This window comes from Bradyrhizobium sp. NDS-1, assembly GCF_032918005.1.
Classification (GTDB): Bacteria; Pseudomonadota; Alphaproteobacteria; order Rhizobiales; family Xanthobacteraceae; genus Bradyrhizobium; species Bradyrhizobium tunisiense.
Window position 1 is genome coordinate 2,721,542 of sequence record NZ_CP136628.1, and the last position, 19,935, is coordinate 2,741,476.

The window sequence follows — 19,935 nt, forward strand, 5'->3', positions numbered from 1 at the left end:
CTTGGAGTGACCAAATATCGAAGCGCGAAGCGCGGCCGGCGGCGCGCCGGCCGAGGGGAGGCGGGCTTCACCCTCGTCGAGATGCTGGTCGTCATCACCATCATCGGGATGATCATGGCGCTGGTCGGCCCGCGGGTGCTGAACTATCTCAGCGAGTCCAAGGCGAAGGCGGCCAAGATTCAGATCGAGAGCTTTTCCAGCGCGCTCGATCTCTATTTTCTCGATCTCGGCCGTTATCCCACATCGAACGAAGGCCTCACCGCGTTGACCCGCAGCACCAATCAGGCCGGCTGGAACGGGCCGTATTTGCGCGGCGGGGTAGTCCCAAACGATCCCTGGGGGCACATTTATGTCTATCGCGCTCCGGGCGCGAGCGCGCCCTATGAGATCATCTCGCTGGGATCGGACGGTCAGGAAGGCGGCAGTGGAACGGCGGCCGACATTGTCAGCGGCGCGCGCTGAGGGCATCGGCGATGCGCGTGGCTTCGCGCTGATCGAGATCCTGTGCGTGCTCGCGATCATCGGCCTGCTGGCGGCAATCATCCTGCCGGCTGTCCCGCGCACGACGACGCGCGCCAGGCTGGAGAGCTACGCGGTCGAGACCGCGGCGCTGCTGAAAGCCGACCGCAACGCGGCGCTGCGCCGGCAAACCAGGGTGGCGACTCAGGTGGACGCGGAGGCGCGCGCGATCCGTTCCGGAGTCACCGGCCGGACCATCCGCCTGCCTGATGACGTGGTGGTGCAGGCGATGCTGGCCTCGCGCTGCGCCGACAGGGCCGCGGGCCGGACGATCGATTTCTTTCCGTCGGGCATGTCGTGTGGCGGGGTGATCGCGTTGGCGAGGCCGGGTATCGGCTATGAGGTGCGTGTCAACTGGCTGACCGGAGGCGTTGAGATTGTCCCGCAGAAGCTGCTCTGACACCGCCGGTTTCACCCTGATCGAGGCGCTGGTCGCGCTCGCGATCATCGCGGTCATGCTCGGGACGATCGGCTCGGTCATCGCCACGACGGTGAAGGGGACGCGCGCGATCGACCAGCGTCTGGCGCTCGCAGGCACGGCCGAGACCCTGCTCGCAGACCTGCCGCCGCGCTCTTTGCTGAAACCCGGCCGGCGGAGCGGCGAACTGGCCGGCAGCCGCTGGCGGGTCGACGTTGCGCCGATGAAGATGCCGGGCGGTGATCCCGCCAGCGATCGCTTCGTGCCGTTGGCCGTCAATTTGCGCCTGCAGCGGGCCGACGGTAGCGCGATCCAGGTCACGACGGTGAAACTGGTGCCGAGGGCGGCGCAATGAAGGGTTTGGCAACGAAACGCCTGGCAATGAAGCGCCTGCGCCGCGCGCTGGCCAACGAGGCCGGCTTCACTATGCTCGAAGTGCTGCTCGCAACCCTGCTGATGACCGTCATCCTTGCGACGCTGGCGACCGTGACGGCGCAATGGCTGCCGAACTGGAATCGCGGCATTGCCCGCGTGCAGCGGGCCGAGCGTCTTGCGACCGGGCTCGAGCGCATCGTCGCCGACCTCTCCGTCGCCGAGCAGATGACAGTGAACGGCGACGCCAGGGTGCCGTTGTTCGACGGCGGCGAATTGTCGGTGACCTTCCTGCGCACGGCGCTCGGCCCGAGCGCGCGTCCAGGCCTCGAATTCGTCCGTCTGATCGAAAAGGCCGACGCTCAAGGGCTCGCCCTGGTGCGCGAGCGCGCGCCGTTCCAACCGATGCCGACCGACGGGCAGATCCGCTTCGTCGATCAGGTCGTGCTGATCCGGGCGCCGTTCCGCGTCAGCTTCGCCTATGCCGGGCCCGACGGTCAGTGGCAGCCGATCTGGCGGGGGCAGCCGCAGCTGCCGGATCGCATCCGCATTACCGTGCGGGACAGTGCGACCGGGCAGGTGCTCGCGGTCTCGGGCGCGGCGGTCCCGCGCATTACGGCGCCGGCCGAATGCGCCCGGGCCAAGAACCCGGCGACCTGCGTCACGGCGCGCTCTCGGCCGGAACAGGCGGAGAAAGAGGAGCAGCAGCTTTGAGCGGAGCAAGGGACGCGCATGCAACGCTTCGCGACGGCCGCGGCTTCATCGTCGTCGCGGTGCTCTGGATGCTGGCGGCGCTGGCGGCGCTGGCGCTGATCTACCTGACCTATGTGACCAACACGGCGGTCACGGTCTCCGTCAATGCCGACCGGTTGCAGGCCGATGCGCTGGTGACCGCGGGGATCGAGCTCGCGGCCTATCGTCTGACGGCGCAGAACGAGGCGCTGCGTCCGACCAGCGGCACCTTCAATGCCCGGGTCGGTGCCGGTCGGGTGAGCGTGACGTTCCGTTCGGAGGCTGCGCGCGTCGATCTCAACATGGCACCGAAGCCGCTGCTATCGGGCCTGATGACGGCGCTCGGTGTCTCCGCGACGGACGCACCCGTCTATGCCGACCGGATTCTCGCCTGGCGCGCATCGACCGAGCCCGGCCAGGAGAATGCGGAAGATTCCTACTATCGCACGCTCGGCGCGCCTTATTTGCCGCGTCACGCGCCGTTTCCGCATAGTGACGAACTCTGGCTAGTGCGCGGCATTCCGGCCGCCGTCGTGGAGCGCGTGCTGCCCTTCGTCACGGTGTTCAGCAACATGCGGACGGTGAACGTGCTCGACGCCGCGCCGCAGGTAGTGGCGGCGCTGCCGGGCATGTCACCCGGGCTATTGCAGCAGGTGCTGCGTGACCGCACCGATCCCAACGTCGATTCCCGGGCCTTGGTCGGGCTTGCCGGCAGCACCAATGCGACGATCGAAGGCTCGAAGGCGTACCGGTTGACGGTCGCGGTCGAGCTGCCGTCGCATCGGCGGAGCTCGGCCGAGGTCGTCATCCTGCTTCTCGAAACCGGCGATGAGCCGTATCGTGTATTGTCGTGGCATAACGCCGTCGACGGCTCCGCCGGAAAGCCTCTGTGAGATGAGCTCACTCGTTTCTCTTCGCGCTATTCTCGATGCCTGGACCGGCACTGTAGCCGGCACGATCGTTCGCGCCATGGAGCGGGCCGTGTCGCCGCGGGTGGTCCGGCTGGTCGAAAGCGAGACCGGCACGTTCGCGCTGGAAGCGGCCAAGTCGGAGAACGTCCCGAAGGAGATTGTGTTCGAGGATGGCAAGTTTGCAAGCGCCAATCTCGCGCAGATCGTCCGCGGCAGCCGCGTCGAGATCGTGCTGCGGTCGTCGCGCTTTTTGTTTCGTCCGCTGGAACTGCCGGCGCGTGCCGCCGATTTCCTCGACGGCATCGTGCGGGCGCAGATCGACCGGCTGACGCCGTGGACCGCGAACGAAGCGGTGTTCGGTTGTCGCGCTCCGGCGGCGCATGGCCGCGACAGCATCACCACGGAGATCGCCGCGGCGCCGCGCAAGCTGGCGATGAGCTATGTAGATGCCGTCTCCCCGTTCCATCCGTCGGCGGTCGCGATCGCGACGGAGGCGAGCGCGGGCGGACGCATCAAGGTATTCGAGCAGAGGTCGCGCGGCGCGGTCGATCCGGCGCGGTTGAGCCGGGCGCTGCAAGCGGTGCTGGCTCTTGCCGCCGTCGCCGCGGTGACGGGATCGGTCGCGGCAAGCTATCTTGCCGACGGCCTCGGCGCGCAGGAGAAGGAGCTCGAACGGCAGATCACCCAGCGCCGCGCCGCGCTTCGCGGCAGCGATGGCGGCGAGCGATCCCCACTCGCGCTGCTCGAACGCCGCAAATACGAGACAGCGGCGAGTGTGATCGTGCTGGAAACGCTGAGCCGGGTGTTGCCGGACCATACCTATGTCACCGAGCTGCATCTTGTGGGCAACAAGCTGCAGATCGGCGGCATCACCCGCGATGCGCCCTCGCTGATCCCGTTGATCGAGCAATCCGGACATTTCAACCGCGCGACCTTCTACGCCCCGACGACGCGCAGCTCCTCCGATCCCGGCGAGCGCTTCCATATCGAGGCGCAAATCGAACCGAGGAACGTGCCATGAGCAGTGCCAAGCTCACCGGCGGCAATGCGGTCGCGCGGGCGCTCGCGAGTTCGCCGCTGATCGCGGTTACGCTCTATGTGGCGATTGCCGGCGCGCTGCTGCTGACGACGGGGCTGTCGATCGCCGAGATCGTCGCCCATCGGCAAGCGCTGGCGCAGACTTCCGACCTGCTCGACCAGTTGCGTGGCCGCAAGGGAGGCGCCAAGAATGCCGCCGCGTTATCGGCCGAGCGGCCGGGTACGCCGTTCCTGGAGGGGCCGACCGTGACCGTCGCGGGCGCCAATCTGCTGCAGAGGGTTGCCGCTGCTGTCAGCGATGCCGGCGGCCAGGTCCAGTCCTCGCAAGTTGACGTATCCGGCGCGCGAACCAAGGATGGCTTCGTCGGCCTCGTCGTGAGCTGCGAGCTGGAACAGCCCGCGCTCCAGAAGCTGCTCTACGATATCGAGGCCGGCATGCCGTTCCTGTTTGTCGATCAGCTCGACGTCCAGGTGCCGCAGACCACCGCGCTGAGCGACGCGGGCACCGGTCGCGTCAGGGTGATCCTGGGCGTCTCGGGCCAGTGGCAGGCGGGGAAGTAGGTCGGCCAAATCAAGGCGGACTGGTCAGCCTCACCAAGCGTACCTGAACACGCCCTTGCCGGAATAGCTGGTGACGTTGCCGGAGAACTCGCCGTCGAAGGTGGCGGCGATGGAGAAGCCGCTCAGCCACTTCATCTCGGCGCTGCCGCTCACGAGCGCGGAGTCGGCATCGACCCTGGCGCCGTTCACGACGAAGCCGGTGCCCGGCAAGGTCTGGAACAGGGCGGTGACGGCGCGGCTCGGATTGTAGTCGTGCGCCCAGGCGGCACGGCCGCGCAGCGTCAGCACGCCGCTCTGCATGGCGTAAGACTTGTCGGTGCGTAGGCCGAGTTCGGAGCGGGTATTGGTCAGAGACTGCGAAGCATAGTTCAGCGCGAACAGGCCGCCGCCGTTGAGGCTGACTTCGGAGTAGTTGGGCAGGTTGAAGTTCGTCACCTGCGCCGCGGCATAGGGCGTGATGCCGATCAGCGGCGTCGTGAACCGATAGCCGCCCTCGAAGCGCGCCGAGAACGTGTCGGCCTTGAACCGGCCCTGGAGCTGGTCGGCCCCGGCGAGCGCCACGGTGCGGTTGGTCGTGACGTCGTGCCAGCCATAGGCAAGCGCGGCCGAGACGTAGGCCGCTCCGAAATTGTGCCGGCCATAGACACCGGCCTGGAACAGGTCGGCCGAGCCTGCGCCCATCGCATTGGCGAGCGAGTAGTTCAGTCCGCCGCCGCCGAGCGCAAAGCCGACCAGCGTGTCCACCGAGATTCGGTAGTCGGCACCGGCCGCGCCGCCCCAGACCCGCGCGGTCAGGTCCTGCGAGCCGACCTGCGCATTGCCGCCGACCCCGGCCGAGCCGCCATAGCCGGCTGCCCAGACGCTCCAGCGGCTGCTCGGCTGCGAGGAGAACAGCGGCGCCTTGGTCGCCATCGCATAAGCCTCGCGCTCGCGCGCGGTGGCGGGCCGCTTCGACGCGTAGGCCGCCGCCTCGTTGCTCTCGGCGAACTGCGCGACGCTGCCCGCCTTGGCGAAGCCGCCGCTACGCCCGACGACGGTCGGGTCGAGCATCAGATTCAGAAACTGGCCGTCGGCGTTGATTGCAGACTGGATGATGCCGGTGCCGAGCTCACCCGATGCGGTCGTCAGTCCCGCCGGCGTCAGCGCGGCGAATGCCGCTGGAATGCCGCCGGTGGTGTTGAAGAAATTGGTCAGCGTGTTCGCGACGTTCTGCTGGTTGACGTTGAGCCCGGCGCCTTGCGCGAAATTGACATTGACGTTGAGGAACACGTTGTTGGTGTCGTAGCTCAGTGTCGCGTTGAGCGTCGGCATGTTCGACAAGACTGTCGGATTGAAGGTACTGCCGGCCAGGGTGCCGGCCGCGGTCAAGATCGTGTACTGCTTCTTGACCGTGCCCGAGGTGAAGTTCGCGCGCACCGTTGCACCGCCGAGGTCGGCCGCGCCATTGACCTGGGCGAGGCTGGCACTGGTCGAGGAAACCTGCACCAGATAGGTCGAGGCGGCGGTGAAGATCAGCGATCCACTGATGGTCATCGTGCCGAACGGATTCGCCGCGCTGCCGGGCGCCAGCGTGCCTCCATTGACCGCGACGCCCGCGATCGTGCCGCTGCCGGCGAGCGTGCCGCCGGTGTTGATGGTGGTCAGGCTGTTCAGAAGCGAGCCGTCCACCACCAGCGTGCCGCCGTTCACGGCGGTGGCGCCCGTATAGGTGTTGACGCCGGTGAGCGTCTGCGTGCCGCCCGTCAGAGCAAGTCCGCCGCCGGCGGCGCCATCGGCGATGACGCCGGAAAAGGTGCCGTTGCCGTTCGTGATGGTCAGCGTGTTGGCGCCGAGATTGACGTTGCCCGCGCCCGAGAGCGACTTGATCGCGGTGCCGGTACTCAAGGCGGCGATGTCGAAGATGCCGTTGGCGATGACGCTGCTCGAGGTCGCGATGCTGCCGTCGCTGCCGCCGAAATTGACGAGATCGAGTTCGCCGCCGCTGGCGATGGTCGTGGTGCCGGTATAGGTGTTGGTGCCGAAGAGCTGCTGCAGCCCTCCGTTCGCGATCGCAAGATTGCCTGCGGTGCCGCCGCCGATGCCGCCGTCCTGGATCACGCCGCCGAAGGCGGTGCCGCTGCCAGCCGTAATTGTCAGCGTCTTCGATCCCAGCGCGACGACGCCATTGGTGCCGAAGGAGAGCAGCTGAGTCACCGATGCCCCGGACGTGGTCTGGGAAATATCGAGCGTCGAAGCCGCGCCCGAGAAGGCGACATAAAGCGAATTTGCAATCGAGCTGCCGCCCTTCAGTGCCAGGGTTGCGCCCGCGTCGATCTGCGTGACATTGGTGTAGGTGTTTAGGCCCGAGAGCGTCTGCGTTCCGCCGAAAACCTCGAGCCCGCCTGTGCCCTGGATCACACCCGAGAACTCGGTCGAGCCGTTGGTAATGACCAGATTGTTGGCACCCAGGTTGACGGCGCCGCTCGAACTGCCGGCAAGCGTCGTGATGGCGTTGAACGGAACCGCGGATGCCGAGATGTCGAAGGTCGCGTCCACCGTGACGACGCTGGATGACGAAATACTGCCGAAGCCGGAGATTGCCAATGTTCCGGCCGAGATCGTCGTCGCGCCCGTGTAGGTGTTGGTGCCGGTCAACGTCAGCGTGCCTGCGCCGACCTTGGTCAGGCCGCCGGTGCCGGAGATGATGCCGTCGACCTGGGTCGAGGTGTTGAGGCTGCCGGTGGTAAGCGTATTGGCGCCCAGAGCATAATTGCCGGCGCCTTCAATCGAGCCGGACGTCATCCCGCCGCTGGTCAGGCCCGAAATGTCGACGGTGCCGCCGGCGTTGGTGATGAAGCGCGCGCTGCCGCCGGTCGCCGACCCGCTGAAGTTCGTCGTTGCACCATTGTTGGTGGTGATGGTGGCGCTGCCGGCGGTGGCGGAGCCGTCGAAATTCAACGTTCCGTCGTTGATGATGGACGAGGTGGCGGCGGTGGTGGTGTTGTGGAAGCTCAGCACTCCCCCTGCGCCGTTGTTGATCGTAGCCGTGCCGGCCGAAGCATTGCTGAAGAAATCGATCTGGCCGGTGGCGTTGTTGGTGATCTGGGCGCTGCCGGCAGAGGCCGAATCCTCGAACGTGACGAAGCCGCTGTTGGCGAGAGTTGCCGTCCCTGCGGTGCTGTCCTGGATGAAGTTGACGTTGCCGCCGACATCGTTGGTGATGGTCACGGCCCCGGCGCCGCCGCTCGCCGTGCTGCTGTTCTGGAACACCAGGTTGTTGCCGGCGGTGACTCCAAAATTCTGGGTATTGCCCGTATCGTTGTTGATGATGCCCGTTGCATTGACGATGAACGGGTTGCCGATCGTGAACGTATAGGCCTGCGAGGCGTTCGAGAACTGGATCGTGCCGATGCTGACGACGCCGTTGTTGTTGTCGACCGCCGTGCTTCCGGTGTTGCTGAAGGTCGCGGTCTCGTCCGGCACGCTCGGGTTGGATGACCAATTGGTGGGATCCGTCCAGTCTGTGGAGCCGCCGGTCCATGTGCCGTCCACGGCATGCGCGGCGACGACGCCGAGTGCCGTGGTGGCGAGGAGTGTCGCCAGGGAGTGGCGCACGACGGATCGCAGCCCGTATCCGATTCGCCCACCTGCCATTGTCGGTCCAGCCATCCGATCGTCTCAAAACATCAAAGAAATCATCGCGAGCATGCAACCTGGGCGCGTACGGAGGCCCGGCGCCCACGCTATGATCTCATGGCGCCGCGACGGCCTGCAATGAATGGGTATCCATTTGTGCCCGGTTCGGACCTGTTCCGCCTTGTATTTTCAGCCATCGTGGCCGTCGGGCAACATATTCGTGCATTGCAACAGGTTCAGCACGGAATGCGCGTGCTCGTTAGGGTGGCAGGATGGGTTGATGGCGCCGTGGATCGGAACTAGTTTGGCCCCGATGCCTCGCCGTCGTCGTGGCGTGGCCCGTCGTCGCAGGGGAATATCGATGTCCGGCTGGCTGAAGCCGACAGGATTGGCCGTGCTGTGTGTGGTGCTGGGCGCTGCCGGAACCATGGCGGCCACCTCGTCGCGGGTGGACGTCCTGTCGGACGACGCGGCCGGCAGCCCTGCTGAAAGTGTCGACGTCGGAACGGTGAGACCGATCGCGCGGCCCGCGCAGCAAACGCCGGGCAAGCCTGTCCCTCGCGGCAATCCGCTGTGGTCGGTGCCGCTTTCGGCGCTGAGCGCAACCCAGGAACGCCCGATCTTCTCGTCCATGCGCCGGCCACCGCCGCGCGCGGTCGCCGCTTCGCCGGTCGAGGAAAGTCCTGCGGCAACGCCCAAGCCGGTCGAGGCGCCGCCGCCGTTGTTGCTGGTCGGGGCCGTGGTGGGCGAAGGCGACGCGATTGCAATTCTCGTCAACCGCGCCGATCAGAAGGTCGTGCGTCTGCGGCAGGGCGAATCGCTCGCTGGCTGGTCGCTGACGTCGGTGCAGCCGCGCGAGGTGACGTTCAAGCAGGGCGAGCGCAGCGAGGTGCTGGTGCTCCAGCGGTCGGATGCAGCCGCTCCCGCGGGCCCGCCCGCGGATGCCGGGGGCAAGCTGACGATGCCCGGCCCGGCCGATCCGGCGTTCTCTCCCTTCGTGCCGCGTTCGACGCCGAAGAACGGCGAGTCGGATGGACTCTGAGCGCTGGCAGGCGCGCCGGGCCCCTGTAGACTATCGACTATCGACATTCCCTGGATCGGCTGCTAGCCCGAATTCGCGCCCCTCGCGGGACCCGATCGGAGATGCGGCAAGGGCTTGGTGAGGTGATGGCCGGTTGGCTGGCATGACGTTCAGGAAAAGACCCCCCGACCTGCTGGGAAACTCCGCGTGGAATGCGATGGCCTTCCTGCTGGCGGTGGTGCTGAACCTGGCCATCCTGCCTTTCGTGATCGTTCACCTCGGCCTCACCGCATTCGGCATCGCGGGGCTTGTCACCGCATGCATTGCGCCTGCCCTTGTGTTCAGCAACACGCTCGGATTGTCGACGGCGCGCGAGCTTGCGCAGCGACTGGAGCCGTCCGACCGCGACGATGCGCGACGCCTGTTCGCGACCGCGGTCATGCTTGCAGCTGGCGCGGGCGGCCTGATCACCATTTTCTTTCTGGTCGCCGGAGCTCCGCTTGCGCGGCTCGGATTTCATCTGGCCGGTCCAGTCGCCGAGGACCTTGGATGGGCCTTCGCGTTGGCCGCTCTCGGTTGGCTGAGCCAATGCGTGTCGGCGGTCTTCATTTCCTTGTTCACCGCGCGGCAGGACTACCGCCGGATCGCTTCGACCGGCATTGTCAGCACCGTGGTCTCGACCGTTTCAATGCTCCTCCTGATCCCTGCCGCCCCCCACGCATCGACTTTCCTCGGCTGCCAGGCGCTGGGGTTCGCGACCAGCCTGCTGATCGCAGTGGCCTGGTCGTGCGGTACACTGCGCGAATGGCTGGCACCGCCAGCGTTGCATCGCGAGGCGCTTGGCAGGCTGCTCCGGTTCGGCAGCTGGCAGGTCGCCGCGCAGGGCGGTGCGCTGCTCGCCGGGCAGGCCGATCGATATCTGCTCGGCGCGCTGCTTCAACCGCAGTTCGTCGGTTTTTATGGTGTTGCGCAACGTCTCCAGGAGGCGACCTATATCGGTATCCTGAAGGTCGGCGAAATCCTGTTTCCATACTTCAGCACGTTGCAAGGCGAGAGCGAGGACCGAAAGGCCGATCTGCTGTTCCGGTCTTCGTGGATTCTCAACGTCCTGGCCGCAAGTGCCCTGGGTGGATTGATTTCGGTGGCCGGCCCGCTGCTGCATGTCTGGACCGGCGCCGAAGTCGCGGCCGAGGCTGCGCGGGTTCTCGTCGTGCTGTCGATCGCCGGAATACTCGGATCGAGCGCGAACGTCTTCGGTTTTTACCTGCTGGCGCAGGGGCGGTCACGCTCCAACGCGCTCATCGCATTGATCACGGGTGTCGTCACACTCGTCACCAGCGCGTTCGCGTTGCCGCGTTTCGGATGGCATGCCGCGGGCTGGAGCGCATGCGCCGGCATGATCGCGCAGATGCTGACTGTCGTCTTCCTGCTGCGGCGCAATTTTAAGCTCGCCGGCATGTGGTCGCGTGTCGCGCATTGCGTATTGACGCCGCTTTGCATCGGGATCGCGATGGCGCTGGCAGTGCGGTACGGTCTCGACCGCATGCCGCTCCGGCTCGCGCCGTCCTGGTGGTCGGTGGGGGCCGTCTCGTCGCTGACGGCTGCGATCATCCTCGTGGTCGCGGTTGCCGCTTCGCAGTTGGGCCCGTATCGGAAGGTGTGCCGGCAAGATATTCGTTCGATCCTCGCTCGCTTCCTGCCCCTCAAGGCCGTCTAGGACATGTGCGGAATCGCGGGCATCGTAAATCTGGGCGGCAATGCGGTGGAGCGGGCTGACATCTCGCGGCTGACGGGCCTGATCGCGCATCGTGGTCCGTTCGGCGAGGGGACCTGGTTCAGCGCAGACCGAAGCCTCGCATTCGGCCACCGCCGGCTGGCGATCATCGATCCCGGCGAGGGCGGATATCAGCCGATGCTGTCTGCGGACGGCCGCCATGTGATCGTGTTCAATGGCGAAATCTACAATTTTCTCGAGCTGCGCCGCGAACTCGAGGGGCAGGGCGCGGTGTTCCGCAGCCAGTCCGATACCGAAGTGATCTTGGCGGCCTGGCAGGCCTGGCGGGAAGACATGCTGTCCCGCTTCAACGGCATGTGGGCTCTGGCGATCTTCGACACGGGCACGCGCGAATTGTTTCTTGCGCGCGATCGCTTCGGCATCAAGCCGCTGCTCTACGCGGCGTCGCCGAAGCGATTCATCTTCGCGTCCGAGCAGCGGGCGCTGGTGCGGAGCGGGCTGATCGATGCATCCGTTGACACGGAAGTGGCGCGCCGGCTGCTGCTCGACCCCTTCGGGATCGAAGGAAGCGAGCGAACCCTGTTTCGCCAGGTTCGCCGCCTGCAGGGCGGCCATTGCATGTGGCTGCGCCAGGGCAAGGTCAGTGTCAGGCGCTGGTGGCGGACGGTGGATCATCTGCCGACCGTGCCTGCCACCGAAGCCGAACGCGCCGCGCGCTTTCGCGAGCTGTTCCAGGACGCCGTGGCACTGCGCATGCGCAGCGATGTGCCGATCGGGACCTGCCTGTCTGGAGGTTTCGATTCATCGGCGGTGATCTGCACCATGGCGGCGCACGAGAAGGCGGGCATGGGGCCGCGCGACAGCGCCGCATGGCGTCATGCCTTTGTCGCGACGTTTCCCGGCGCCTCGAACGACGAGCGGCCGATGGCAGAGGAGGCCGCCGCCTGGGCTGAAGTTGCGCCGACCTTCCTCGAAATCGGGCAGGCCGATGCACTTGCAGACCTGGATCGGATTCTCGACGATCTCGATGACGTCTATATCGGGCTGCCCAGCGCCGTGTGGTTGATCTATCGGCAGCTGAGGCGGCAGAACGTGACGGTGTCGCTGGACGGCCACGGCGCGGACGAGTTGATGGGCGCCTATTTGCAGCAAGGACAGGCGCGTGCATTCCGAATCCGGAACGCAGCCGAAGACCTCGCCTCGCGCTCGGCGCTGACCCGGCGCGGCGTGGATGTCCTGCGTGCGTTCGGCCTCAGGCGCCAGGGGGTGTACTTTCTGCGCGGCGGTCTGCGCGATCTTCCCGCTCAACTCCCGCTGACGGCGGAGGACGACGTGCTGCCGCGCGAATGGGGCGGCTTGAACAAGCGCCTCTACCGCATGTTTCACAGCACGGTGCTTCCCACCATCCTGCGCAACTTCGATCGTCTCTCGATGGCTCACGGCGTCGAAGTCCGCATGCCCTTCATGGACTGGCGCCTGGTGACGTACACGATGGCGCTTCCCGAAAGCAGCAAGTTCGCAGATGGCTACACCAAGGCGGTCGCCCGGCGGGCAATGGCCAATTTGATGCCGGAATCGATCCGGACCGCGCGCCGCAAGGTCGGCTTTAATTCACCGATGCCCGAATGGCTGAACGGACCTTTGGCCGGATGGACGGCGGACCTGCTCGACCGCGAGGTGCCGGCCTTTGCCGAAATGGTGGATGAAACGGCCTTGCGCAGAGCGGTGAGCCGCTTGACGGCGTCGAAAACTTGGGACTGGGAGACGGTCGGTCGGATCTGGCCGTATTTGAACATGAAATGGATGTTGGCGAGGTACGCCTGAGCGATGCGCCTGTTCCAGAATAGCGCCCTCTACCCGTCCTATCTGCTGCAGCTGAACCAGCTCGCGGCGAATACCCATAGCTTCGCGGAGCGGCGGGATGTGTTCTTGCATGACCGTTTCGGCGCGGCGCATTTCCTCAAGCCGGTGCTCGATGCATCGCCGGAAGCCTTCTTCACCAACGGAGACGACGAGATCCTGCAGCGCCGCTGGGCGCGCGAGCAGGGCATGTCGGGCGAGCCGACCCTCGAGGCCATCCTGCTTGCGCAGATCGAGCATCACGCCACCGAGGTGTTCTACAACCTCGATCCGGTGCGTTATCCGAGCGCCTTCGTCGCCAAGCTGCCGGGCTGTGTCAAGACGGCGTTGTGCTGGCGTGCGGCGCCGTCAGGAAATGCCGATTTCACGGCGTATGGCGCCGTGCTGGGAAACTTTCCGTCGATCCTCGACATTTGGCGCGGCAAGGGATGCCGGGCCGAATTGTTCTTTCCGGCACATGATCCCGTGATGGACGAATATGGCCACGGCGAACGCCCGATCGACGTCGTCTTCGTCGGCGGCTACTCGCGGCACCATCGGGCGCGCGCCCGGACGCTGGAGCAGGTCGCGCAGCTCGCGGCCAGTCGCAACATCGTGCTATGTCTCGATGCCTCGCGTCTGACCAGGCTCGCCGAGACCGCGCTCGGACGATTGCTCCCGCTGCGCGAGCACCGGCGCCCCGATGCCATCGCCGCCATTGCGAAGCCTCCCGTGTTTGGGAGGAGCCTCTACGAACTGATCGGGTCGTCGAAGATCGTGCTCAACGGCGCGATCGACATGGCTGGCACTGATCGCGGCAATATGCGTTGCTTCGAGGCGATGGGTTGCGGCGGGCTGCTCGTCTCCGACGCCGGAGGGTATCCGGACGGTATGGAGGAGGGGCGCACCATCGAGACCTACGATACCCCGGAGCAGGCCGTCGAGGTCATTTCTCGAAGCTTGCAGGACTGGCCGAGGTCGGCGGAGATCGCCGCCCTTGGCCGGGCCCGCGTCCGGGACGTCTACCGCAAGGACGTGCAATGGAAGCAGTTCGGCGATCTCGTCGGACGGATTTAGCCGTGCTAGAGCGTCCCGGGCGACGCGATTTTCAGTGGATTGCATGAACCTCAACTTCCTGATTCAGCGGTTCACCGGCCGCAATGTCGACTACATGGTCCAGCGGATGGTTGGACGTGCGACGTGCCGTCTCGGTGCCGGCGCTGTGCTCGGCGCCGACGCCAGGATGAGGAATATCTACGGCGACACCGACAAGATCGACATTGGCGCGCAGAGCCGAATTTTCGGCGAACTCATGACCTTCGCCCATGGTGGGCAGATCAGGATCGGCGAATGGTGTTATGTCGGCGAGGGGACGCGGATCTGGTCCGCCGCCTCCATCGAGATTGGAAACCGGGTTCTGATCTCCCATTCGGCGAATGTATTCGACAGTCTGACTCATCCGATCGGGGCGGCCGCGCGACACGAACAGGTCCGACAGATATTCACGAGCGGTCATCCGCGTGAGCTTTCGCTCGACGAAGCCCCGGTTCGGATCTGCGATGATGCCTGGGTTGGCGCGGGTGCGATGGTGCTACGCGGCGTAACGGTTGGCGAGGGGGCAGTGGTAGCGGCCGGCGCGGTCGTCACCAAGGACGTGCCGGCCTTCTCGATCGTGGCCGGAAACCCGGCGGTGCTGGTCAGGGAGCTCCGGCCCGATGAGCGGTAACGGGAAGTTCACGACTTGGGAGGAAGCCGTGGTCTGGCTGCGCAATCAGCCGGATCAGGGCCAGCTCGTGCGTGACGCCTTCTACGATGATCCGCTGGCCGCGGCTGCCGAGCGCTATTTTCGAAGCTCCGAGTGGCAGGCGATTGCGGCGCTGCTGTCCGGCCGCTCCGGCACGGCGCTCGACGTCGGTGCCGGTCGCGGCATTGCGAGCTACGCGCTGGCTCGCAGCGGATTTGAGGTAACTGCCCTCGAGCCCGATGGCAGCGCGATCGTCGGTGCGGCGGCGATCCGCGATCTGGCGGCCGAGACAAAGCTGCCGATCCACGTGGTCGAGGAATTCTCGGAGCGCCTGCCGTTCGCGGACGAAACATTCGATCTCGTATTTGCGCGCGCGGTGCTGCATCATATGCGCGACCTCGACGGCGCCTGCCGCGAGATGTTTCGTGTGCTTCGCCCCGGCGGGATGCTGATCGCCGCGCGGGAGCATGTGATCAGCAAGGAAAGCGATCTTCAGCAGTTCCTCGATCAGCACCCGCTGCATCGCCTTTACGGCGGCGAGCATGCCTACCTGCTCAACCGTTATACCGGCGCGCTGAAATCGGCCGGCTTTGCGGCTGTCGAGACGCTGGCTCCGCTGCAAAGTCCCATCAATCTGTTTCCCTACACAATGGAGACGCTGCGATCCGCGGTTGTCGAAAGGCTGACGTTGAAGATTCCAGCCGGTCCGCTGTGGCGCGCGGCCTTTGCTTCGCAGCGCGTCTTCGTATCGCTGCTTTCGCTGGCCAAGAGCTTTGACCGTCGGCCTGGCCGGCTCTATTCGTTCGTTTGTCACAAGGTTTAGATCATGTCCGCGTGGGTCACCGGTGCGAACGGGTTCATCGGCCGTCATCTCGTTCGCGAGCTGGCAGGCGCCGGGCGTGCAGTTCATGGCCTTGGTCACGGCGCGCTCGATGCAGCCGATGCGCGCGCCCTCGGCTTGCAGACGTGGATCAATGGCGAGGTTGACGCGGCCAACCTGAGCGCGCTCGCCGCTGCGCGCGGGTTGCCGTCGCAGGTCTTCCATCTAGCGGGTGGATCGTCGGTCGGGCCGTCGATCGCGCGCCCGTTCGAGGACTTTTCGCGGACGGTGACGAGCACGGCACGCCTGCTCGAATGGCTTCGAAGCTCTGCACCGGCGTGCCGTCTGGTGGTCGCGTCGAGCGCGGCGGTCTACGGTTCGGAGCATGCCGGTCCGATTCCCGAAAGCGCCGCACTCGCGCCGATGTCGCCCTATGGTCATCACAAGCTGATGATGGAGCAGCTGTGCCGGAGCTATGCGCAGAGTTTCGGCATTCGCTGCACCGTCGTGCGGTTGTTCTCGGTCTACGGTCCGAACCTTCGCAAGCAACTGCTCTGGGACATCTGCTCACGGCTGAGCAGCGATGAACGGTCTCTCGATCTGGGAGGGACCGGGGCCGAGATAAGGGACTGGACCGACGTCCGCGATGTCGTTCGCTTGCTGGCCCGCGTTGCGGAGGAGGTGCACCAGGATGAATTCCGGCCGATCAATGGCGGCTCGGGACGCGGCACGAGCGTCGCCGATATTGCCGAAGGCCTGATCCGGAATTGGGGAAGCAACACCGTCGTTCGTTATTCCGGCGTGGCGCGGCCGGGCGACCCGGTCAGCCTGCTGGCGGATGACGGGCGTTTGCGCGAGATGAATTTCGACTGGCGCCTGCCGCTGGAGCGCGGTCTCGCCGATTACGTCGAATGGTTCAGGGGCCCGGGCCGTGCCTAAGCGCGCACCGCTGCGGATTGCGTTCACCAACGTCCCGCGACGCCTATGGGCGGGCGGTTACAACTATCAACGCAATCTGTTCGAGGTGCTCAACCGGCATTCTCCGGGGATGGTGGTCCCTGTGCTGTTTGCCGGAGCGGCGGACGATCCCGATGAGATCGCGGCCTTGGCCAGCATTCCCGGCGTCGAGGTCGTGCGCTCGCCGGTGTTCGATCACGGCGCGACCGGACTTGCCCGCACGACGGATCTCGCTCGAGCGATCGTCTTTGGCTTGGACGCGCCTGCCGTTGCCGAATTCAAGGCCAACGGGATCGACATGGTGTTCGAATCCGCGCGCTTCTTTGGCTGGCGCCTGCCATTTCCGGCAGTCGCATGGTTCCCGGATTTTCAGCATCGCCTGCTTCCCCATCTTTTCTCCAGGGCCGCCTATTGGCGGCGTGATCTCGGCTTTCGGGCTCAGATCGCGTCTGGTCGGCACATCATGCTGAGCAGCGCCAGCGCGCTCGGCGATCTCAGGAAGTTCTATCCGGGCAGTTCGAACGGCGTCTCGGTCGTTCGATTTGCGAGCGAGCCCCCTGTCGGACTGCTCACCACGGATCCGTCTGACGTGATCGCCCGCTATGATCTTCCGCGACGCTATTTCTATCTGCCCAACCAGTTCTGGCGGCACAAGAATCACCAGCTCGTGGTCGATGCGCTCGATCTGCTGAAGTCTCGGGGGCGCGACGTCGTCGTCGCGGCCTCTGGAAATACGGAGGACTTCCGCGAGTCCGGCCTTTTCGACAAGACCATGAGCGAGGTCAGCTCGCGCGGGCTGGAGCCGAACTTCAAGCATCTCGGATTGATTCCCCTGGATCATGTCTATGCCCTCCTGCGTGCATCGATGGCGCTCATCAATCCTTCGGAATGCGAGGGGTGGAGCACGACTGTCGAGGAAGCGAAGTCGTTCGGTGTCCCGATGATTCTGTCCGACATCGATGTCCATCGCGAACAGACCGGGGGTAGCGCGCGATACTTCGGCATCCGAGACGCCGCGGCGCTGGCCGATCAAATGTTGCAGGTTGCGGAAACGGCCGAGGCTGCGACCGTCCGCAATCTGTTGCCGAACCTCGAGCAGCGCGTCGAGGCGTTCGTTGCGGATTTCATCCGGCTGACTCGGGACGTGATGGAGTCACGGGCCGGCTGAGCGCGCGGCCCGACTAGACCTTCGGTGCAAAGATACTCCGAGGCACCACATACCAGAGCAGGAACATAAGGGCCGTTCCGTGCGTGAGGAGCGCGACCGTAAGCGGCACGTTGAGCAGAACGTGGGGCAACGTTCCGGCGGAGATCAGTACGAGGCGGGGCGGCAGCCCCGCCGACGTCCGATTGCCAACCGCGAGCACCAGGCCGGATGCGAGCGCGGTCAGAGGCGCAAGATACGGTCCGACGGAGGCAATGCCCTCAGTCGCAAACAGCGATGCATTGACTTGCCCGAAACCGTAGGTGTTCTGCATCACCACCGCCAGCGGTTCGTCGTAGGGACAATGCACCAGCGGCTTGAGGACGGAGATCTGGCAGAACCAGGTCAGCGGGTGGTTCGCGAAGAAGTGGTTGTAGAGGTCGAGCGCGCCTGATGCCGTCGCCATCATCCGGATGTTGACGATGTCGAAATATCTGCCCGGAATGCTCCTCAGGCTCGCCTCTGTCAGCCAGATCACGAGTAGTCCTATCAGCATCGGGACGAAAATCGAGGCAATGACCGATGCTCTCGCTTCCAGAAGCCGTGACAGCACGACCAGCGTGATCAGCCAGGCCGGCGTGAAGAACGCGAATTTCGTCAACGTGACGGGATAGAACAACAGAAGCAGGACCAGGACCAGGACGGCGCGGACGCGATGGCCGAGCAGCCAGTAGCAGGCGAAGGCGAACGGCAGCAGCGTGCTGGAAACCCACCCTATGAGATATCGCAGCGCTCCCGGAAATTCGAGGGCGTCGCGATAGTCGTAAATGCGCGCGACCGAGACCATTCGGAAATTGTAGGTGGAAGCGACCGCGAGGGTAGCGATGGAGACCGCCAGAATGAGCGTCAGCAAATGCTCGAAGCGGGCGTTGGACAGGGGCACGAATTGCCGCAGCGGCGCCCCGATGAACAAAACGGGGATCAGGAAGAGCAGCAGCGCCAATGCCGCCGAAACTCCTGCAAGCAATCGCGGGTAGTTGTAGTCGGAGAAGACGTCGATCCACAGGAAGCCCAGGATCATCGTGTAAAAATAGAATCCGACGAAATAGCCGAAGCTGAAGCGGGCGGAGGCGAATAGCAGCGAGACGACGGAAAAGCCGGCCGCAACGAGAACCGCGATCCAGAGGCGTTTCGGATCGAAGTCGATGGAAAGCTGGAAGGTCGCGACCTCGATCAGCGACAGGCAGGTAACGGCGCTGTGCAGCAGGACCAGTTTCGTCAGCGCTGCTTTCGAGTCCAGGCGGGCGCGCAGATCGCTGATGATGCCGGGCGGTGCGCTCATGGCCTTAGCTCGCTGCGAACGACGGGAGTTGCGAGCAGATCAGGCGATGTCGAGCGAATGCTTGAAGTAGGCGATCGTCTCCTTCAGCCCGTCCTCGAGCGCGACCTTCGGCTGCCAGTTCAGCACCGCTTTCGCCTTGGCGAGGTCGGGCTGGCGCTGGCGCGGGTCGTCCTGCGGCAGCGGCTTGAACTCCAGCTTGGAGCGCGAGCCGGTGAGATTGATGACCTTCTCGGCGAGCTCGCGGATGGTGAACTCGGAATTGTTACCGAGGTTGATCGGGCCTGTGATGTCTTCCGCAGTCACCATCAACCGCATGATGGCTTCGACGAGGTCGTCGACATAACAGAACGAGCGGGTCTGCCCACCGTCGCCGAACACGGTGATCGGCTCGCCCTTGAGCGCCTGGACGATGAAGGACGACACCACGCGCCCGTCATTTGGCTGCATGCGCGGGCCGTAGGTGTTGAAGATGCGCGCGACCTTGATCGGCAGGTCGTGCTGACGCCAATAGTCGAAGAACAGCGTCTCGGCGCAACGCTTGCCCTCGTCGTAGCAGGAGCGGATGCCGATCGGGTTGACGTTGCCCCAGTAATCCTCGGTCTGCGGATGGATCAGCGGATCGCCGTAGACCTCGCTGGTCGAGGCCTGGAAGATGCGCGCCTTGAGCCGCTTGGCGAGCCCCAGCATGTTGATGGCGCCGTGCACCGAGGTCTTGGTGGTCTGCACGGGGTCACGCTGATAATGGATCGGCGAGGCGGGGCAGGCCAGGTTGAAGATCGCGTCGACCTCGATGTAGAGCGGGAAGGTGACGTCGTGCCGGACCGCTTCGAACAGCGGATTTGCGATCAGATGGGCAATGTTGCGCCGGCTGCCGGTGAAATAATTGTCCGCGGACACCACCTCGGCCCCGGCATCGAGCAGTCGCTCGCAGAGGTGCGATCCGATGAACCCGGCGCCCCCGGTCACGAGGATGCGGCTGTTCCTGTAGTTTTCAAACGGCATGGTCGGTTCCAGCTGGGTCGCGGGACGGTCTTGCCCCGGTGCGGCGGGCAGAGTGGTATCGGCTACGGGCGAAAACGCCAATAGCTTTGCAAGAGGGTAATTAAATACCTCTTGACATCGAAAGTTGCTTGAGAGCCGATGATTTTCCAGGTCTCGCCACTTCGT

At 65.2% G+C, this 19,935-nt stretch carries 18 protein-coding genes; 15 read left to right on the forward strand and 3 right to left on the reverse strand.

All coding sequences use genetic code 11. The annotated features are described in order from the left end of the window. Positions 1–6 precede the first annotated feature (6 nt). The 7 genes from gspG to gspM are packed head-to-tail and all read left to right on the forward strand — an operon-like array spanning position 7 to position 4,551. Entirely contained in the window at positions 7–462 is a 456-nt protein-coding gene (gene gspG / locus RX330_RS12655; RefSeq protein ID WP_212091116.1) for a type II secretion system major pseudopilin GspG, read from the forward strand. Next, positions 425–919, forward strand: a complete 495-nt coding sequence (locus RX330_RS12660) for a prepilin-type N-terminal cleavage/methylation domain-containing protein (protein WP_317243231.1) — start codon at positions 425–427, stop codon at positions 917–919. Before gspG ends, RX330_RS12660 begins: the two co-directional genes overlap by 38 nt. Beyond that, entirely contained in the window at positions 897–1,292 is a 396-nt protein-coding gene (locus RX330_RS12665) for a type II secretion system protein J (RefSeq protein WP_212091122.1), read from the forward strand. The genes RX330_RS12660 and RX330_RS12665 overlap by 23 nt, the downstream gene beginning before the upstream one ends. A 26-nt stretch (positions 1,293–1,318) precedes the next feature. Further along, on the forward strand, positions 1,319–2,023 hold the full coding sequence (locus RX330_RS12670) for a type II secretion system protein J (RefSeq protein WP_249153564.1): 705 nt from the start codon (positions 1,319–1,321) through the stop codon (positions 2,021–2,023). After that, positions 2,020–2,934, forward strand: coding sequence for a general secretion pathway protein GspK (locus RX330_RS12675; protein WP_317243232.1), 915 nt, complete (start codon positions 2,020–2,022; stop codon positions 2,932–2,934). Before RX330_RS12670 ends, RX330_RS12675 begins: the two co-directional genes overlap by 4 nt. A gap of 1 nt (position 2,935) precedes the next feature. After that, positions 2,936–3,973, forward strand: a complete 1,038-nt coding sequence (locus RX330_RS12680) for a PilN domain-containing protein (protein ID WP_317243233.1) — start codon at positions 2,936–2,938, stop codon at positions 3,971–3,973. Further along, positions 3,970–4,551, forward strand: a complete 582-nt coding sequence (gene gspM / locus RX330_RS12685; RefSeq protein ID WP_212091133.1) for a type II secretion system protein GspM — start codon at positions 3,970–3,972, stop codon at positions 4,549–4,551. Before RX330_RS12680 ends, gspM begins: the two co-directional genes overlap by 4 nt. Positions 4,552–4,581: 30 nt before the next feature. On the opposite strand, the gene RX330_RS12690 is transcribed toward gspM, so the two are convergent. Further along, a complete protein-coding gene (locus RX330_RS12690) occupies positions 4,582–8,199 on the reverse strand; it encodes an autotransporter domain-containing protein (RefSeq protein WP_317243234.1) in 3,618 nt (1,205 codons plus the stop codon). A gap of 328 nt (positions 8,200–8,527) precedes the next feature. Between RX330_RS12690 and RX330_RS12695 the strand changes: the two genes are divergently transcribed. The 8 genes from RX330_RS12695 to RX330_RS12730 all read left to right on the forward strand — a co-directional run bounded on the left by RX330_RS12695 (position 8,528) and on the right by RX330_RS12730 (position 17,450). Next, positions 8,528–9,208, forward strand: a complete 681-nt coding sequence (locus RX330_RS12695) for a hypothetical protein (protein ID WP_317243235.1) — start codon at positions 8,528–8,530, stop codon at positions 9,206–9,208. A gap of 142 nt (positions 9,209–9,350) precedes the next feature. After that, a complete protein-coding gene (locus tag RX330_RS12700) occupies positions 9,351–10,904 on the forward strand; it encodes a lipopolysaccharide biosynthesis protein (RefSeq protein WP_317243236.1) in 1,554 nt (517 codons plus the stop codon). A 3-nt stretch (positions 10,905–10,907) separates the two neighbouring features. Continuing rightward, complete coding sequence (gene asnB, locus RX330_RS12705) at positions 10,908–12,746, forward strand: asparagine synthase (glutamine-hydrolyzing) (RefSeq protein ID WP_317243237.1); 1,839 nt, start codon at positions 10,908–10,910, stop codon at positions 12,744–12,746. Between the two features lie 3 nt (positions 12,747–12,749). Beyond that, positions 12,750–13,838: a glycosyltransferase gene (locus RX330_RS12710; protein WP_317243238.1), complete on the forward strand. Its 1,089-nt coding sequence runs from the start codon at positions 12,750–12,752 to the stop codon at positions 13,836–13,838. A gap of 43 nt (positions 13,839–13,881) precedes the next feature. Continuing rightward, positions 13,882–14,487 carry an acyltransferase gene (locus RX330_RS12715; protein WP_317243239.1) on the forward strand — a complete coding sequence of 202 codons (606 nt, stop codon included), beginning with the start codon at positions 13,882–13,884 and terminating at the stop codon, positions 14,485–14,487. Beyond that, a complete protein-coding gene (locus RX330_RS12720; RefSeq protein ID WP_317243240.1) occupies positions 14,477–15,328 on the forward strand; it encodes a class I SAM-dependent methyltransferase in 852 nt (283 codons plus the stop codon). Before RX330_RS12715 ends, RX330_RS12720 begins: the two co-directional genes overlap by 11 nt. 3 nt (positions 15,329–15,331) lie before the next feature. Continuing rightward, on the forward strand, positions 15,332–16,264 hold the full coding sequence (locus RX330_RS12725) for an NAD-dependent epimerase/dehydratase family protein (protein ID WP_317243241.1): 933 nt from the start codon (positions 15,332–15,334) through the stop codon (positions 16,262–16,264). After that, a complete protein-coding gene (locus RX330_RS12730; RefSeq protein ID WP_317243242.1) occupies positions 16,257–17,450 on the forward strand; it encodes a glycosyltransferase family 4 protein in 1,194 nt (397 codons plus the stop codon). Before RX330_RS12725 ends, RX330_RS12730 begins: the two co-directional genes overlap by 8 nt. A gap of 13 nt (positions 17,451–17,463) precedes the next feature. Here the strand turns inward: RX330_RS12730 and RX330_RS12735 are convergent, their stop codons facing one another. Beyond that, complete coding sequence (locus RX330_RS12735) at positions 17,464–18,768, reverse strand: hypothetical protein (RefSeq protein WP_317243243.1); 1,305 nt, start codon at positions 18,766–18,768, stop codon at positions 17,464–17,466. Positions 18,769–18,807: 39 nt separating this feature from the next. Next, on the reverse strand, positions 18,808–19,770 hold the full coding sequence (locus RX330_RS12740; protein WP_212091161.1) for a UDP-glucuronic acid decarboxylase family protein: 963 nt from the start codon (positions 19,768–19,770) through the stop codon (positions 18,808–18,810). Between the last annotated feature and the right edge of the window lie 165 nt (positions 19,771–19,935).